Source organism: Leifsonia sp. Y878, from assembly GCF_057669685.1.
Map to the genome: position 1 here is coordinate 676,652 of NZ_JBYHFS010000001.1, position 17,129 is coordinate 693,780.

The 17,129-nt window shown below is 63.7% G+C and carries 15 protein-coding genes; 12 read left to right on the forward strand and 3 right to left on the reverse strand.

The window, feature by feature from the left end; translation table 11 throughout:
* Positions 1-100: 100 nt before the first annotated feature.
* Entirely contained in the window at positions 101-1,867 is a 1,767-nt protein-coding gene (gene leuA, locus AC25Y4_RS03155) for a 2-isopropylmalate synthase (protein WP_488118913.1), read from the forward strand.
* Positions 1,868-2,182: 315 nt separating this feature from the next.
* Here leuA and AC25Y4_RS03160 read toward each other — a convergent pair whose 3' ends face one another.
* The gene (locus AC25Y4_RS03160; RefSeq protein ID WP_488118914.1) at positions 2,183-2,872 is read right to left on the reverse strand and encodes a trimeric intracellular cation channel family protein; all 690 of its coding nucleotides are present in this window, start codon (positions 2,870-2,872) and stop codon (positions 2,183-2,185) included.
* A 36-nt stretch (positions 2,873-2,908) separates the two neighbouring features.
* On the reverse strand, positions 2,909-3,652 hold the full coding sequence (locus AC25Y4_RS03165) for an SDR family oxidoreductase (RefSeq protein ID WP_488118915.1): 744 nt from the start codon (positions 3,650-3,652) through the stop codon (positions 2,909-2,911).
* A 68-nt stretch (positions 3,653-3,720) separates the two neighbouring features.
* Here AC25Y4_RS03165 and recO point away from each other — a divergent pair, with 68 nt between their 5' ends.
* The 4 genes from recO (at position 3,721) to AC25Y4_RS03185 (ending at position 6,269) form a co-directional block, all read left to right on the forward strand.
* Complete coding sequence (recO, locus tag AC25Y4_RS03170) at positions 3,721-4,443, forward strand: DNA repair protein RecO (protein WP_488118916.1); 723 nt, start codon at positions 3,721-3,723, stop codon at positions 4,441-4,443.
* A 95-nt stretch (positions 4,444-4,538) separates the two neighbouring features.
* Positions 4,539-5,354: an isoprenyl transferase gene (locus AC25Y4_RS03175; RefSeq protein ID WP_488118917.1), complete on the forward strand. Its 816-nt coding sequence runs from the start codon at positions 4,539-4,541 to the stop codon at positions 5,352-5,354.
* An 85-nt stretch (positions 5,355-5,439) separates the two neighbouring features.
* Positions 5,440-6,141, forward strand: a complete 702-nt coding sequence (locus AC25Y4_RS03180) for a DsbA family oxidoreductase (RefSeq protein ID WP_488118918.1) — start codon at positions 5,440-5,442, stop codon at positions 6,139-6,141.
* A gap of 5 nt (positions 6,142-6,146) precedes the next feature.
* Entirely contained in the window at positions 6,147-6,269 is a 123-nt protein-coding gene (locus AC25Y4_RS03185) for a hypothetical protein (protein ID WP_488118919.1), read from the forward strand.
* A gap of 108 nt (positions 6,270-6,377) precedes the next feature.
* Here AC25Y4_RS03185 and AC25Y4_RS03190 read toward each other — a convergent pair whose 3' ends face one another.
* A complete protein-coding gene (locus AC25Y4_RS03190) occupies positions 6,378-6,884 on the reverse strand; it encodes an aminoacyl-tRNA deacylase (protein ID WP_488118920.1) in 507 nt (168 codons plus the stop codon).
* A 34-nt stretch (positions 6,885-6,918) separates the two neighbouring features.
* Here AC25Y4_RS03190 and dusB point away from each other — a divergent pair, with 34 nt between their 5' ends.
* From dusB to AC25Y4_RS03225, 7 genes are all read left to right on the forward strand, one after another.
* Complete coding sequence (dusB, locus tag AC25Y4_RS03195) at positions 6,919-8,091, forward strand: tRNA dihydrouridine synthase DusB (RefSeq protein WP_488118921.1); 1,173 nt, start codon at positions 6,919-6,921, stop codon at positions 8,089-8,091.
* Positions 8,084-9,373: a deoxyguanosinetriphosphate triphosphohydrolase gene (locus AC25Y4_RS03200; protein WP_488118922.1), complete on the forward strand. Its 1,290-nt coding sequence runs from the start codon at positions 8,084-8,086 to the stop codon at positions 9,371-9,373. Before dusB ends, AC25Y4_RS03200 begins: the two co-directional genes overlap by 8 nt.
* Before the next feature lie 9 nt (positions 9,374-9,382).
* Positions 9,383-11,263, forward strand: a complete 1,881-nt coding sequence (gene dnaG / locus AC25Y4_RS03205) for a DNA primase (protein ID WP_488118923.1) — start codon at positions 9,383-9,385, stop codon at positions 11,261-11,263.
* A gap of 145 nt (positions 11,264-11,408) precedes the next feature.
* Complete coding sequence (locus tag AC25Y4_RS03210; RefSeq protein WP_488118924.1) at positions 11,409-13,034, forward strand: ABC transporter substrate-binding protein; 1,626 nt, start codon at positions 11,409-11,411, stop codon at positions 13,032-13,034.
* 180 nt (positions 13,035-13,214) lie between these two features.
* Positions 13,215-14,303, forward strand: coding sequence for an ABC transporter permease (locus AC25Y4_RS03215; protein ID WP_488118925.1), 1,089 nt, complete (start codon positions 13,215-13,217; stop codon positions 14,301-14,303).
* Between the two features lie 2 nt (positions 14,304-14,305).
* Positions 14,306-15,442, forward strand: a complete 1,137-nt coding sequence (locus AC25Y4_RS03220; protein WP_488118926.1) for an ABC transporter permease — start codon at positions 14,306-14,308, stop codon at positions 15,440-15,442.
* A complete protein-coding gene (locus tag AC25Y4_RS03225) occupies positions 15,439-17,127 on the forward strand; it encodes an ABC transporter ATP-binding protein (RefSeq protein ID WP_488118927.1) in 1,689 nt (562 codons plus the stop codon). The genes AC25Y4_RS03220 and AC25Y4_RS03225 overlap by 4 nt, the downstream gene beginning before the upstream one ends.
* Positions 17,128-17,129: the final 2 nt, after the last annotated feature.

The following is a 17,129-nucleotide window of genomic DNA, read 5'->3' on the forward strand; positions in this document are numbered from 1 at the left end:
TGCGCTTCTCCTTAGCTGCCGCGACGAGTCCTAATCTGAGGCCTCCCTCGTCGCGGAGTTTGTCGTTGGCTCATCACCATTCGCGAGGAGATTCCAGATTATGAAAAACAACCAGTCTGCATCGGCAATGCCCGTGCACAAGTACCGTCCGTACCACGAGCAGTTCGTTGTCAACCTGCCGGATCGCACGTGGCCAGACAACCGCATCACCGTCGCGCCGCGCTGGTGCGCCGTCGACCTGCGTGATGGCAACCAGGCGCTGATCGACCCGATGAGCCCTGAGCGCAAGCGCATCATGTTCGACCTGCTGGTGCGCATGGGCTACAAGGAGATCGAGGTCGGCTTCCCGTCGGCGAGCCAGACGGACTTCGACTTCGTGCGCAGCCTGATCGAAGAGAACGCCATCCCCGATGACGTCACCATCCAGGTTTTGACGCAGGCGCGTGAGCACCTCATCCGTCGCACGTATGAATCGCTGGCCGGCGCCAAGCAGGCCATCGTTCACCTCTACAACTCCACGAGCGTGCTGCAGCGCGATGTGGTGTTCCGCGAAGACAAGCAGGGCATCATCGACCTCGCCCTGAACGGCGCCCGCATCTGCCGTTCGCTGGAATCCACGCTGCCAGACACCGCGATCTACTACGAGTACTCGCCGGAGAGCTACACCGGTACAGAGCTCGAGTTTGCGCTCGACATCTGCAACCAGGTCGTTGCCATCTTCGAGCCGACGCCGGAGCGCAAGGTCATCATCAACCTGCCGTCCACCGTCGAAATGTCGACGCCGAACATCTACGCAGACTCGATCGAGTGGATGAGTCGCAACCTGGCCCAGCGCGAGAACATCATCATCTCGCTGCACCCGCACAACGACCGCGGCACAGCCATCGCCGCAGCTGAGCTCGGCTACCTGGCCGGCGCAGACCGCATCGAAGGCTGCCTCTTCGGCAACGGAGAGCGCACCGGAAACGTCGACCTGGTCGCACTCGGCATCAACCTGTTCACGCAGGGCATCGACCCCCAGATCGACTTCAGTAACATCGACGAGGTCAAGCGCACAGCAGAGCACTGCAACCAGCTGCCCGTCCCAGAGCGCAGCCCGTGGGCCGGCGACCTCGTCTTCACCGCCTTCAGCGGCTCGCACCAGGACGCCATCAAGAAGGGCTTCGAGGCCATGGCCGTTGAGGCTGAGGCCGCGGGTAAGAGCGTCGACGATCTGGTCTGGGCTGTGCCGTACCTGCCCATCGACCCGAAGGACCTCGGTCGCAGCTACGAGGCTGTCATCCGCGTGAACTCACAGTCCGGCAAGGGCGGCGTCGCGTACCTGTTGAAGACCGACCACGCCCTCGACCTGCCGCGCAAGCTGCAGATCGAGTTCTCCGGCGTCGTGCAGGCCAAAACGGATGCCGAGGGTGGCGAGGTCACCAGCGAGCAGATCTGGGAGATCTTCAACGACGAGTACCTGCCGGCCAAGCACGACAACACCGAAGCCAAGTGGGGCCGCTTTGAGCTGTTCTCCACCCGCACGTCGAGTGACCTGGCTGGTTCGGTGAACCTTGAGGTCGAGCTGCGCGACGGCGACACGGTGTCTGGTGCGACGGCATCCGGCAACGGTCCCATTGCCGCATTCCTCAGCGTGATGGCGGATCGCGGTATCGACGTGACGCTCTACGACTACGTTGAGCACGCGATGTCGGCCGGTGGCGACGCGTTCGCCGCTGCATACGTCGACCTCGACGTCAACGGCAAGCGCTACTGGGGCGTCGGCATCGACGCCGACATCTCGACGGCGTCGCTGAAGGCCGTCGTCTCAGCGGTCAACCGTGGCATCCGCGTTGAGACGGGCGACCGCGAGTTCGCGAACGCCTAGCTCGTCGCCACCTGTATTCGTCGCACCTGTAGCTGTCGCACCCGAGAATCGCCGTTTCCGCCCAGAATCGCCGCTCCAACGGCGATTCTTGGTCGGAGCGGCGATTCTCGGTGAACGGATGCCGCATCCACTGCCTCAGGGCGCCGGTTGCGCCCGTCGCGCCGGCAGCGGCCCAACCTGTAGCGAAAACAGGATGAATCGAGCAACTGTCACCGAATACAGGACGGATCGCGCTCTCTGCGGCGACCTTTCCGGTTTTCGCGACATCCGCTGGGTGAGGTGCGCGACACCGCAGGGGTAGGCGCCGCACGCCCGCTAGTCGTGCTTGCGGCGCCTCAGCACAATCGCGGGTCGCCGCCAGCGCGGCCAGCTGCCGAGTGCGCGCTGCTGGGGCAGGCTCCAGCCGAACTTGGCGGCCAGGATCCGGATGACCGTCGTCGCCAGCGTGCAGATGACTGCCGCCACAATGACCGGCACGCCGAATCGGATGAAGACGACCATCAAGCCGCAGCCAACGCCGGCGGCGACCGCATAGAGCGAGCCGACGTGCATGACGGCGATCGGGATGTTCAGCATGACGTCACGGATGATCGACCCGCCGACAGCAGAGACCACACCCACGAACATGGCCGGTATTTCAGGCAGCCCGAAGGCGAGCGCCTTGGTGGTTCCGATGACGCCGAACAAGCCGATGGTGACGGCGTCGAGCACGATGATGAGCGGACCCAGTCGGTCGAACGCACTCTGCAGCAGCATGCCGAGCAGCGCGAACACCGTCGCAACCGGCAGGTACCAGTTCGACTGCAGGGCAGCGGGGCTGATACCCAGCAGGATGTCACGCAGAATACCGCCGCCGAGTCCGACGACGATCCCGATCAGGGCGATGCCGAGCAGGTCGAAGCGCCTGTCTTTGAAGCGACCGGCGAACATCGCACCCTGGATGGCACCGATCGCGACTGCTACGAGGTCGATCCAGAGGGGGATGGTGAAAAGCGTCTCGGTCACCTACTACTAGTACCACGCGAAGGGTGCCGGTGCGCGCTACCCGACCCGTGAACCCCGTTCGGCGATGAACTCTGCAAAGGTGCGGCGACCATACGGCTCTCCAGGAACCAGGATGTTGCCCGCTGCGAAGCCCGTGAAGATCTTGCCGGGCATTCTGAGGGGCCAGATCGGGCGTCGAGTACCGGTTGAGGCGGCCCAGATCGCCTCGAATTCGCGGACGGGGCGGCGCTCTGGCCCGCCGATGTCTGCGACCCGGCCGGCGGCATCCGCTCCCACCAGCTCAACCAGGCGGGTGGCGACCTCGACGGGGTGGATCGGCTGCGCCCTGAATGATGGTGCCCACAGCACGGGGGAGAGACGCTGCGCTGTGCAGATTCGCTCGATGAGCTGGTGGAACTGGGTGGAGCGCAGGATGGTGAACGGCATGGCGGATGTCGACACCAGGGTCTCAATGGCCAGCTTGTCGCGGTAGTACGGCAGCGGAATGTTGTCGATGCCCACGATCGAGATTTGGACGACGTGCCGCACCCCAGCCGCGCGTGCGGCTGTCACGAGGTTGGATGCCGCTTCAACGTCGTCTTTTCCCGTCGCGAGGTGCACGACAGTGTCGACGCCGGCGACCGCCGACGCGAGCCCGATGCCCGTCAACAGATTTCCGGTGGTGAGCCCAGGCCCGCTGCTGCGGCTGAGAGCCCGCACGTCATATCCGCCGCTGCGCAACTGGGCAACGGTGGGCGTACCGAGCGTTCCGGTTGCACCGGTGACCAGCACGGTGGTCACGGTTCCTGGCCTGTCATCATGAATCCATTGTGCGGCAACTGTCGATATAAACGGTCGATAATAGAAGAGTGCCTGTTTACCGAGATGAAGCCGTTGTGCTGCGTACCCACAAGTTGGGCGAGGCCGACCGTATCGTCACGATGCTCACCAGGGAACATGGCAAGGTTCGCGCAGTAGCCAAGGGCGTGCGCAGGACAACGTCGAAGTTCGGGGCACGGCTCGAACCATTCATGGTCGCCGACGTGCAGCTCTACGAGGGCAGAAGCCTCGACATCATTACCCAGGCAGAGTCACTCGGGTCATACGGCGCGCTCATCACCTCCGACTACGCGAGCTACACCGCGGCTAGTGCGATGGTGGAGACCGCCGACAAACTGACGGAGTCTGAGGGGTCGCTGCAGCAGTACCTGCTGCTCGTTGGGGCGTTGCGTTCCCTCTCCAAGCGCGAGCACGGCGCGGCTCTCACCCTCGATTCCTACCTGCTGCGTGCATTGTCGATGGCGGGCTGGGCTCCAAGCTTCCAGGACTGCTCCCGGTGCGGAGCTGTCGGCGAGCATTCCGTTGTGGTGGTGCAACTGGGCGGCATCGTCTGCGACGACTGTGCTCCTCCCGGATCCGCGCGCCTCGACGCCGCCACCATTGCGCTGCTCGGCGCGCTGCTCACGGGCGACTGGGCGCAGGCCGAAGCTGCTGAGGCACGAACTCAGGGGCAGGCGACCGGCGTCGTCGCCGCGTACACGCAGTGGCACCTGGAACGATCGTTGAAATCCCTGCAACACGTCAGCAAGTGACACACGTCAGCAAGTGAGACACGTCAGCAAGTGAGCCACGTCAGCAAGTGAGCCACGTCAGCAAGTGAGCCACGTCAGCAAGTGAGAGAGAGTCGATGAGTCCGAAGCAGTTCACCCACAAGGACGCGGTGGAGTACAAGCCACTCGATTGGACGGGGCTCTACCCTCCTGCGCTGCCGGCCAAGGTCGTACCAGACCACGTCGCAGTCGTTATGGACGGCAACGGTCGTTGGGCGAACGCGCGTGGGCTCACTCGAATCGAGGGGCACAAGGCTGGGGAGGCGTCGCTCCTGGATGTCGTCGCCGGCGCCATCCAGATCGGCGTCAAGCACCTGAGCGTGTACGCGTTCTCCACCGAGAACTGGAAGCGCTCTCCCGACGAGGTGCGTTTTCTCATGGGCTTCAACCGGGATGTTCTGCACCGCAGGCGCGACCAGCTGAATGAGTGGGGAGTGCGCGTGCGCTGGGCCGGACGACGGCCGAAGCTCTGGGCATCCGTCATCAACGAACTGCAGTATGCAGAGGAGCTGACGAAGGACAACAGCACCCTCACCCTCACCATGTGCGTCAACTACGGCGGGCGAAACGAGATCACGGATGCCGTGCGCCAGATCGCAGAAGACGTCGCGGCCGGCCGGATGAAGCCGTCGGCAGTCTCGGAGAAGTCGATCCAGCGTCGCCTCTACGTTCCTGACCTGCCTGACGTCGACCTGTTCGTGCGGAGCTCAGGGGAGCAGCGCACCAGTAACTTCATGCTGTGGCAAAGCGCCTATGCGGAGATGGTGTTCCTCGACACGCTGTGGCCGGACTTCACTCGCGTCGACCTGTGGCGGGCCATCGAACTCTACGCGTCGCGCAATCGGCGCTACGGCGGAGCCATCGACAAGCCGACGGAGTCAACCGGCCTGTAATCAGCCGGCCTGTAGTCGCCGTGCCCGCCGGCCGGGAGACCGGCGAATCGGGAATACCGGGGAGGGGTGTCGTGTTTGGCCAACCGTGAGTGAAACTATCAAAGTAGACATCTGGTCAGACATCCAGTGCCCCTGGTGCTATATCGGCAAGCGCAAGTTCGAAGCTGGCGCAGCCCAGTTCGGCGGCGATGTCGAGGTGGAGTACCACAGCTATGAACTCTCGCCCGATACCCCCGTTGATTTCGCCGGTACCCCTACCGAGTACCTCAGCCAGCGCAAGGGCATGCCCCTTGAGCAGGTCGAGCAGATGCTCCAGAACGTGACCGACATCGCCAAGAGCGTCGGTCTCGACTACGACTACGGCTCTGTGCACCAGACCAACACGGTCAAGGCACACGAGCTCATTCACTACGCGAAGTCGAAGGGCCGCCAGCTTGACATGAAGGAGCGCCTGCTCAAGGCGTACTTCGTTGATGGCGCCCACGTCGGACGCATCGAAGACCTCGCCGACCTCGCAGCAGAGATCGGTTTCGACCGTGCAGACGTGGTGCGCGCCCTCACCGAGAACGAATTCCTAGCCGACGTGAAAGCGGATGTCGCGCTGGCCCAGGAATACGGCATCCAGGGTGTGCCGTTCTTCGTCATCGACGGTAAGTACGGCGTCTCTGGCGCGCAGGACGCGTCAACGTTTGCCCAGGTACTTGAGCAAGTACGATCAGAGAAGTCAGAGTCAGCTGCAGTGCTGACCCCCAGCGCATCGACCCCCAGCGCATCGACCGAGGAGTAGACCACATGAGCGACACCGTCACCACCGAAGAAGCCACCGTCGTCGACGCTGGCGCACGCCCGACCATCGAACTGCTCGGCCAGGCTGAGGCCGGCGGATGCTGCGGTGGCGGCGCCTGCGGCGTCTAGGGTCTCGAGACGGCCCTGGCGGGCCTCGTCGACCACCGGTTTTTCGTTGGTTGAGGAGCGCCAGAGGAACGAGGTCGCGTCTCGAAATCAGCCTCCGTGACCAGCTCGCTACTCAGCGTCCGAGATGTCGGCCACTGTCGCATCGAGGGCCCGGATCAGCGCATCGGCATCCACGAATGCGCTGTAGCCGTGTTCGCCGGCTCCCATCGCCACCTCGCGACCGACCAGGCTGGCGTCGGCGAACACCGGCCACGCCGTCGTGCTCCCGAGTGGAGTGATTGTTCCCCGCTCGTATCCGGTCGCCTCCAGCGCCAAAGATTCGTGGGGGAGCGAGAGCTTGTTCACGCCAACCAGGGTGCGCAGCTTTGCCCAGGAGATCTTGCGGCCGCCCGGAATCAGCGCGAACACGTAGTCGCCGTCGTGACGCTTCACCACGAGCGTCTTGACGATGTCGCCCGGCTCGATTCCCATCAGCGCGGCGGCTTCCGCCAGGCTGCCGGCGGCAGGACGCGCGACGATACGAACGTCGAGGCCGCGCGCTGCGGCATCCGTCAGAACGCGCTCTTGACCGACTATCTCAGCACCGGTCTCAGCGCTCTCATTGGCAGCATTCATGAAACGCCCTGTCTTTCTGGGAGAATTGAAGGTAATGACTCCTGTATCCACGATAAGCCAGCCAGCACCGTTGACGATCGGACCCCTGAAGCTCGACGTTCCCGTCGTGCTTGCGCCGATGGCCGGCATCACGAACACGGCCTACCGCAGGCTCTGCCGCGAATTCGGTGCCGGACTCTACGTGAGCGAAATGATCACGTCGCGGGCCCTCGTCGAACGCACGCCGGAGTCCATGCGCCTGATCACCCACCACGAGAGCGAGAAGACTCGCTCCATCCAGCTCTACGGGGTCGACCCGAAGACCGTGGCGGATGCCGTGACCCTGCTGGTCGCAGAGGATCGCGCCGACCACATCGACCTGAACTTCGGCTGCCCTGTGCCCAAGGTCACCCGGAAGGGCGGCGGCTCAGCACTGCCATGGAAGAGCACCCTGTTCCGTCAGATCGTCGAAGCCGCCGTCAAGGCAGCCGGCCCGCTGCCGCTCACGGTCAAGATGCGCAAGGGCATCGACTCAGATCACCTCACCTACATCGAAGCCGGCAAGGCCGCTGAGGGCGCCGGCGTCGCCGCCATCGCGCTGCACGGCCGCACGGCCGCCGAGTTCTACTCCGGCCAGGCCGACTGGTCTGCGATCGCGGCCCTGAAGAGCGCGATCACCTCTGTGCCTGTGCTCGGCAACGGCGACATCTGGTCGGCCGACGATGCCCTGCGCATGATGAGCGAGACCGGATGCGACGGCGTCGTCGTCGGCCGCGGCTGCCTGGGCCGCCCGTGGCTGTTCGGCGACCTCGCCGCAGCGTTCGACCCTGAGGCGCATCCAGGGGAGGGCTTGATCCAGCCAAACCTCGGGACCGTCGCCCAGACGTTCCGCCGCCACGCAGAGCTGCTCACCGAATTCTTCGACAGTGAAGAGCGCGGATGCCGCGACATCCGCAAGCATGTCGCCTGGTACTTCAAGGGTTACCCGGTCGGCGGCGACCTGCGTGCCAGCATGGCCACCGTGCAGTCGCTGGCACAGCTCGACGATCTGCTCGGACAGCTTGATGCCGACCAGCCGTATCCAGGCATCGGCGCAGAAGGCCCCCGTGGCCGCGCCGGAACGCCAAAAAAGCCGGCACTGCCGGAGAATTGGCTTGACTCACGCGAGCTCGACGGTGTGCAGCGCGAGAATCTGACCGAAGGCGAAGGGGACACCAGCGGTGGCTAACAGCACGGGATACAGCGCGCACGACGAGGAACGCGCGCTGCCGGAGGCGCACAGCTCCAGGCGCAGTGATTTCGCCAGAGATCGTGCCAGGTTGCTGCACTCCAGCGCGCTTCGCCGGCTCGCCGCCAAGACCCAGGTGCTGAGTCCGACCGCAGGGCTCGACTTCGCCCGCAATCGTCTCACCCACTCGCTCGAGGTCGCCCAGGTCGGCCGCGAGCTCGCGCTCCGCCTTGGCCTTGACCCCGACATCGTCGACACCGCGTGCCTCGCGCACGACATCGGCCACCCGCCGTTCGGCCACAATGGCGAGAAGGCACTGAACGCCTGGTCGGCCGACATCGGCGGTTTCGAGGGCAATGCGCAGACCCTGCGCCTGCTCACCCGTCTTGAGCCGAAGGTGTTCGGCGCTGACGGCCACAGTTACGGACTGAACCTCACCCGCGCCAGCCTCGACGCCAGCTGCAAGTACCCGTGGCCGACCGCGTCGTCGGTCGCCGACCCGAGCGGCAGGGCAAAGTTCGGTTTCTACCCGGATGACGCCCCAGCCTTCACCTGGATGCGCGACGGTGCACCAGAGCGTCGCCTGTGCATCGAAGCCCAGGTCATGGACCTCTCCGACGACGTCGCATACTCCGTGCACGACTTCGAGGATGCCGTCGTCAACGGCTACATCGACGTGGCAGAGCTCGGCAGCCGCGTCAACCACGACGAGCTGGTCGCCTCGATGTACGAGTGGATCGGCGGCGAGATCAGCCACGACGAACTCATCGCAGCCTTCGACCGACTCGACTCCCTCGACGCCTGGCTGGAGAGCTGGACGGCGAGCCGCCAGGACCAGGGCAGGCTGAAGAACCTCACCAGCCAGCTGATCGGGCGATTCTGTGGTGCGGCCGTCGAGGCAACCCGGGCCGCGTACCCGCAGGAGAACCTCATCCGCTTCGCAGGCTCGATTGTGGTGCCCCGCGAAATCCAGGCCGAGATTGCGGTGTTGAAGGGCGTTGTCGCCGCCTTCGTCATGTCGAAGACCACGAGGCAACCGATTTACACCATGCAGCGCGAGGTGCTCGTTGAGCTCGCTGACGCACTGCTGGCCACCGGGGCCTCACAGCTCGACCCAGGCTTCAGAGACGACTGGCACGCCGCCGCTGACGATGCCGCACGCAAGCGCGTTGTCGTCGACCAGGTCGCGAGCCTCACCGACCAGTCGGCTTTGGCCTGGCACGAGCGGCTCGTCAACGAGCACCTCTCGCACGAGCGGGTTACGCCAAGGGAGCTGCACTAGAATTCAGCTATGGCTGGACTAATTCGACAGAGCGACATCGAAGAGGTCAAGGCCCGCACGAACATCGCAGACATCGTGGGCGACTACGTCAGCTTGAAGTCTGCGGGTGTCGGTTCGATGAAGGGCCTCTGCCCCTTCCACGACGAGCGAAGCCCCAGTTTCCACGTGCGCCCTCAGGTGGGTTTCTACCACTGCTTCGGCTGCGGAGAGAGCGGCGACGTCTATTCGTTCCTGCAGAAAATGGACCACGTCAGCTTCAGCGAGGCCGTCGAACGGCTGGCCGGCCGGGTCGGCATCGAGCTGCACTATGAAGACGGTGGCGCTGCCCCCGACCATGCCAATCGAGCACGCCTACTCGCCGCCAACCAGGCTGCTGCCGACTTCTTCGTCGAACAGCTGAGCAGCCCAGGCGCCGACGTCGGCCGCCGCTTCCTCGGTGAGCGCGGCTTCGATGCGATGGCCGCCGAACGATTCGGCATCGGCTTCGCGCCGAAAAGCTGGGACGAACTCACCAACCACCTGCGCTCGCGCGGCTTCAGCACGGAGGAGATCACCCTCGCCGGGCTGGTCTCCAGCCGCGAGGGGGCGAGCGGTGTCTACGACAGGTTCAGGGGTCGGCTCGTCTGGCCCATTCGCGACATCACCGGCCAGACGATCGGTTTCGGGGCGCGCAAGCTGCTCGACGACGACAGGGGCCCGAAGTACCTCAACACTCCAGAGACGCCGGTTTACCACAAGGCACAGGTGCTCTACGGGCTCGACCTGGCCAAGCGCGACATCTCCCGTACGCACCAGGTTGTCGTCGTTGAGGGCTACACGGATGTCATGGCCTGCCACCTCGCCGGTGTCACGACGGCCGTCGCCACCTGTGGAACCTCGTTCGGCGTCGACCACATCAAGGTGCTTCGCCGAGTGCTCGGCGACGATTCCCGCCTCGGAGAGGTCGTCTTCACCTTCGACCCCGATGCCGCAGGCCAGAAGGCAGCACTGCGCGCCTTCACAGAGGAACAACGATTCGCCGCGCAGACCTTCGTCGCGGTGGCACCTGAAGGCTTCGACCCCTGCGACCTTCGGCTGAACAAGGGCGATGACGCCGTTCGCCGCCTGATCGACTCGAAGAAGCCGATGTTCGAGTTCGTGATCAAGCAGCAACTCAGCCAGTACAACCTCGAGACCGTTGAGGGTCGGATCGCGGCGCTGCGCTCTGCCGCTCCCATCGTGAGCGAGATCCGTGACCCCGCGCTCCGGCCCGGCTACTCCCGTGAGCTTGCCCGCATGCTCGGTCTCGACATGAGCGAGGTGTCCAAGGCCGTCTCCGCCGCAGCAGCACGAGCACGTGCAGGCGAGAAGTCTGAGAAGTCAGAGAAGACCCAGCAGCGCCACTCTGATGAGACGCAGGAGGCTCCACGCGAGAAGCCGTTCTCACTGGTCGAGCTTCCAACTGATCCGGCAACGAGGCTCGAGCGCGATGCGCTCATGGCCATGTTGCAGCGTCCAGCCCTTGTCGGCGCCGACCTCATTGCCAGGGCGACACAGACCATGTTCACCCACCCATCGCTCGCCGTCGTTCGTGACGGCATTGCGGCCAGTCTTGATCACACCGACAGCCCTGGCTGGCTCGATCACGTCATCGGTGAAGTGCCGGCGACGCTCGCGAACCTCGCACAGGAACTGGCCGTCGCCCCGTTGCCAGAACGGTCTGAGCGTGAGGTTGGCCCCTACGTGAAGGACATCACGACCGCGCTGATCGACCGCGAACTGCTCCGGCTGAAAGCAGATCTCATGGGCCGTCTCCAGCGCGCTGACCCGACAGATCGAGAGATCTATTCGGCCATCCAGCGTGAGCTTGTTCGCGTCGAAGCTGAACGGCGCAATCTCAGGGCGGAATAGCCCCCAACATTGCAGGTATGTAAAGAAGCTGCGTAATCCGCAGGTTTTGCCCTCTTTCTGTGCTAATTCTGTCTGTACAGCACTGCGTTGAAGCACGTTCGCGTGCCTTCGATGTACAGACACCAACAGGAAGAGGTATACGGATATGACATCCGCAACCACCAACGGTAAGCGCGCCATCGCCGCAACCGCAGCATTCGCTGCGGCAGCGATCGTGCTTGCCGGCTGCTCTGCCGGTTCCAACAGTTCAGGTGGGGCATCCCTCACCATCGGTACGACCGACAAGGTCACTACCCTCGACCCCGCCGGCGCCTACGACAATGGCTCGTTCCAGGTCGCCAACCAGGTGTTCCCGTTCCTCATGAACACGCCGTATGGCAGCCCCGACGTCGAGCCAGACATCGCAACGAAGGCAGAGTTCACCTCTCCCACCGAGTACACCGTCACGCTGAAGCCAGACCTCAAGTGGGCCAACGGCAACGACCTCACGTCGTCAGACGTGAAGTTCAGCTTCGACCGCCAGGTCAAGATCGCTGACGAAAACGGCCCGTCGTCACTGCTGTACAACCTCGACAGCGTTGAGGCAACGGATGACACCACCGTCGTGTTCCACCTCAAGCAGGCCAACGACCAGATCTTCCCGCAGATCCTGTCGAGCCCCGCAGGCCCGATCGTTGATGAAGAGGTCTTCGCTGCAGACGAGCTCACCTCAGACGACGACATCGTCAAGGGCGACGCATTCGCAGGCCAGTACACGATCACGAGCTACAAGTTCAACGAACTCGTCGGCTACAAGGCATACGCAGACTATGCGGGCGTCCTTGGCGCCCCAAAGACCGACGTCGTCAACGTGAAGTACTACGCCGATTCCTCCAACCTCAAGCTCGACGTGCAGGAAGGTAACATCGACGTCGCGTTCCGCAGCCTGTCTGCGACCGACATCGAAGACCTGCGCGGCAACGACAAGGTCAAGGTCGTCGATGGTCCTGGTGGAGAGATCCGCTACATCGTCTTCAACTTCAACACGCAGCCGTTCGGCGCTACGACCGCTGAAGCCGATGAGGCAAAGGCCCTGGCTGTTCGCCAGGCCGTTGCAGACTCCATCGACCGCGAAGAAATCGCGACGCAGGTCTACAAGGACACCTACACTCCGCTCTACTCCTACGTGCCCGCCGGTCTGACCGGTGCCACGGAGTCGCTGAAGCCCCTCTACGGCGACGGCAACGGTGGCGCTGACGCCGAGAAGGCTAAGGCAACGCTGACCGCTGCCGGGATCACCGAGCCGGTCACGCTGAACATCCAGTACAGCAACGACCACTACGGCCCGTCGTCGGGTGACGAGTACGCCCTGATCAAGGACCAGCTGGAATCAACCGGCCTGTTCACGGTCAACCTGCAGACCACAGAGTGGGTTCAGTACTCGAAGGACCGCACGGAAGACCTGTACCCGCTGTACCAGCTCGGTTGGTTCCCTGACTACTCAGACGCCGACAACTACCTCACGCCGTTCTTCCTCACGGAGAACTTCCTGAGCAACCACTTCGACGACCCTGAGGTCAACGATTTGATTCTCAAGCAGGCCGTGACGCCTGACGTCGCAGAGCGCACCGCAATGATCGAGGAGATCCAGGACAAGGTTGCTGCCCAGCTGTCAACCCTGCCCCTGCTCCAGGGTGCACAGGTTGCCGTGACCGGCACCGACGTCACCGGAACCGACACCACGCTCGACGCGTCGTTCAAGTTCCGCTACGGAGCGCTGGCCAAGGGTTAGTAGTTCTTTCGCTAGGGTATGAAGCTCTAGCGCGATTACCGGGGGCATCTTGCTTGCGTGTTGAGCAGGGTGCCCCTGCACCGTTTCAAGCACTACCGTTTCAAGAACCGTTTGTCAGAACCGTCTGTCAGCCTCGTCCCGCTTCTGCGGGCGGGCCCGTTTTGCACATGTTAGGTAACAATGACCACAGTGGCATCGACGCCGCCGGCCAGTTCCACTCGGCCCGCAGAGCGCACACGTAAAGCTGGGGGTGGGCTGGCTCGGTATCTCCTCATCCGCTTCCTGCTCATCTTCCCCACAATCTTCATCCTGGTTTCGATGGTGTTCTGGTTGATGCGGGCGACGGGCGACCCGATCACCGCAGCCCAGGGCGGCCGGCTCACGGCAGACCAACTGGCCGAACGCATCCACGCCGCCGGGTACGACCGGCCCATCCTCGTGCAGTACTTCGAGTACCTCGGCCACGTCTTCACCGGAAACTTCGGCACGTCGATCAGCACGAATCGGCCCGTTACCGAGATCTTGATCACCTATGGCGCTGCCACGGCAGAGCTGGCGTTCTACGCGCTGCTCGTTGCCTTCATCGTGGGTATCCCGCTCGGCATGGTCGCCGCCTACTGGCGTGACAAGGCCCCCGATGCCTCCCTGCGCGTGTTCGCAATCCTCTGCTACGCCACTCCCGTCTTCTTCTCCGGCCTGCTGTTCAAGCTGGTCTTCGCCGTCTGGCTCAAGGTGCTTCCCGTTGCAGGCCGTGCCTCAACGGGCACGGAACTCCAAATGGAGTTCCTGCCAAACAAGACTGGTTTCTATACGATCGACGCCATCATGACGGGCGACCCTGCGGCGGTAGCGGATGTGCTCTCTCACGCCGTTCTCCCGGCTCTCGCCCTCGGGCTCCTCACCGCAGGCGTGTTCCTCCGGCTTGTGCGCACTAACGTCATCGGAACCCTCGGCACCGACTACGTCGATGCCGCCCGCTCGCGTGGGGTGAGCGAGTTCCGCCTGGTGCGCAAGCACGCATACCGCCCGGCCCTGATCCCGATCATCACGGTCATCGGCCTGCAGATTGCACTGCTCCTCGCTGGCGCCGTGTTGACGGAGACCACCTTCGAGTGGAAGGGCCTTGGCTTCATGCTCTCCGAGTTCTTGAAGGCCAGGGACTTCGTCGCCGTGCAGGGAATCGTTGCCCTGCTCGCAGTGATCGTTGCACTCTCCAACTTCATCGTCGACATCATTGCCGCCATCATCGACCCAAGGGTGAGGTACTGATCATGTCAACCCTGACACCACCGGAACAAACGCTTCCGACCACGCAGCCTGAGGCGCTCGACACGTCGAGTTCCGCCGTCGTTTCTCCCGCCCCCAAGCGCAGCATTTGGTCGCGGCTGCCTGTCGTTCACCAGCTCAGGCAGAGCGTCGGACTGCAGCGCGGAATGCTCATCGTCGGCCTCGTCATCACCGGCCTTTTCGTGCTGACCGCGATCTTCGCTCCGCTGCTCGCGCCGTATGGCTTCAGCCAACTGCGCGGCGCCGACGGCCTGTTCGGGGCTCAGCAGCCGCCGAGTGGCGAGCATCCGCTTGGCACGACGGTGGGTGGCTATGACGTGCTGTCGCGCGTGATCTGGGGCTCACAGACCGCGCTCTTCGTGATCGTGGTCGCCGTCGTCCTGTCGATCTTCGCCGGCGTGCTCCTTGGTCTTGTCTCTGGCTACTTTGGTGGCTGGCTCGACCGCGTACTCGTTGTGGTCTGCGATGCCGTCTACGCCTTCCCGACGCTGCTGCTCGCCATCGTCATGTCGATCGTGATCTCTGGCGGAAAGTCGAACCTCGTCGGCGGTGTGATGGCCGCGGCCATCTCCATCACCGTGGTGTTCATCCCGCAATATTTCCGGGTGATCAGGGCAGAGACCGTCCGTATCAAAGCTGAGGCCTACGTCGAGTCGGCCAGGGTGCTCGGTGCGAGCAACAGTCGGATCATGTTCAAGCACGTGTTCCGGAATGCCACGCGAACGCTGCCGCTCATCTTCACGCTCAACTCCTCAGAGGCGATCCTGACCCTGGCCGGGCTCGGATTCCTCGGCTTCGGTATCGAACCGACAGCGGCCGCAGAGTGGGGTTACGACCTCAACAAGTCGCTGTCAGACGTCACGAGCGGTATCTGGTGGACATCCGTGTTCCCCGGCCTCGCGATTGTGCTGGTGGTGCTGGGTATCACGCTCGTGGGCGAAAGCCTCAACGACCTCGCCGACCCGCGCCTCCGCGGACGCCGCAAGGTCGCAAAGTCAGCCGGTTTGGTGGCTGAAACATCCGTCGTTCCTGGCGGAACGCTGACCGCTGGCCCTGGAGGCCTTGACGGACTCGAAAGTGATCCGACAATAGACCTAGACGGATTGGAGACCAAGCCGTGAAACATGTCGTGAAGATCACGAACCTCGGGGTGTCATTCTCAACGGATGCCGGCGCGGTGAAGGCCGTCGATGGCGTCTCGCTCAGCGTCGCTCCTGGTGAAGTAGTGGCCATCGTGGGGGAGAGCGGTAGCGGCAAGACCGTCACCGCCAAGACCATCCTCGGGCTGCTGCCTGAGACGGCCACAGCCAATGGCGCCGTCGTTCTGTCAAGCAAAGACGGCCGCAGCGAGAATGACATCATCTCCCTGAGCAAGGCGCAGCTGCGGCAGGTGAGAGGCACTGACGTCTCCATGGTGTTCCAGGAGCCGTCGACCGCGCTGAACCCCGTCTATACAGTGGGCTGGCAGATCGCGGAGGGAATCCGCGCGCACGGCGAGTACACCAAGGCAGAGGCGCGGGCAAAGGCCATTGAGATCTTGGGGCGCGTTGGCATTCCAGATCCCGAAACCCGCATCAACTATTACCCGCACCAGTTCTCCGGCGGCCAGAAGCAACGCGTGGTCATCGCGATGGCTCTCGTGCTTGATCCTGGGCTCATCGTCGCCGACGAGCCGACAACGGCACTTGACGTCACGGTGCAGGCCGAGATTCTCGACCTCCTGCGGCGCTGTCGCGACGAATTCGGTACCGCGATCGTGTTGATCACCCACAACATGGGTGTCGTGGCCGATCTCGCAGATCGCGTTGTCGTGATGTACCAGGGCAAGGTCGTTGAAGAAGCGGATGCCCAGACGTTGTTCTCGAGCCCGAAGCACCCGTACACGAAGCGGCTGCTCGCGGCGGTTCCGCACGTCGGCCAGGGCATCGAACGGGCTGCGGAACGCGCGGAAGCCCGCGACGAGGAGTGGGCGTCGAAGCCGGCCGTCGTGGTGGCTGACAACCTGCGCATCCAGTATCCGGGCCGTTTCGGCAAGCCGGGGTTCGTCGCCGTTGATGGCGTGAGTCTCAGCATCCGTGCCGGTGAAGTTGTGGGACTGGTGGGCGAGAGCGGTTCAGGCAAAACCACGATTGGGCGGGCAATCGCCGGGCTCACCCGTGTCACAGGGGGCTCGCTCCAGGTGCTCGGCCACGAGATGAACGGCTTCAAGGAACGCAACTTCAAGCCGGTGCGCAGTGATATCGGCTTCGTGTTCCAGGACCCGGCGTCGAGCTTCAACCCGCTGCTGACGATTGCGGACTGCGTGGCAGAGCCACTCATCGTGCACGGGCGCGCGTCGAGCACAAGTGCGGCGAGGGCCAGGGTGAATGACCTGCTCGAGGCCGTTCAGCTGCCGCGTGCGTACGGTGATCGATTCCCGCACGAACTGAGTGGTGGCCAACGCCAGCGTGCCAGTCTCGCGCGGGCGCTTGCCCTCGAACCGAAGCTGCTGATCGCCGATGAGCCAACCTCTGCGCTAGACGTGAGCGTGCAGGCGAGGGTTCTCGAACTCTTCGCTGAGCTGCAGCGCGAGTTCGGTTTTGCGGCCCTGTTCATCAGTCATGACCTGGCTGTCGTCGACATCCTCGTTGACCGGATTGCCGTGCTGTACAAAGGCAAGCTGGTGGAGGAAGGCACGGGCGCAGAGGTACTCGGCGCACCGAAGGATCCGTATACGCAACGGCTGCTCGCCTCACTTCCAGTGCCGGATCCTGCGGAGCAAGCGTTGCGTCGGGAGGAGCTGCGCCGACTGCGTGCGGCAGGATAAGT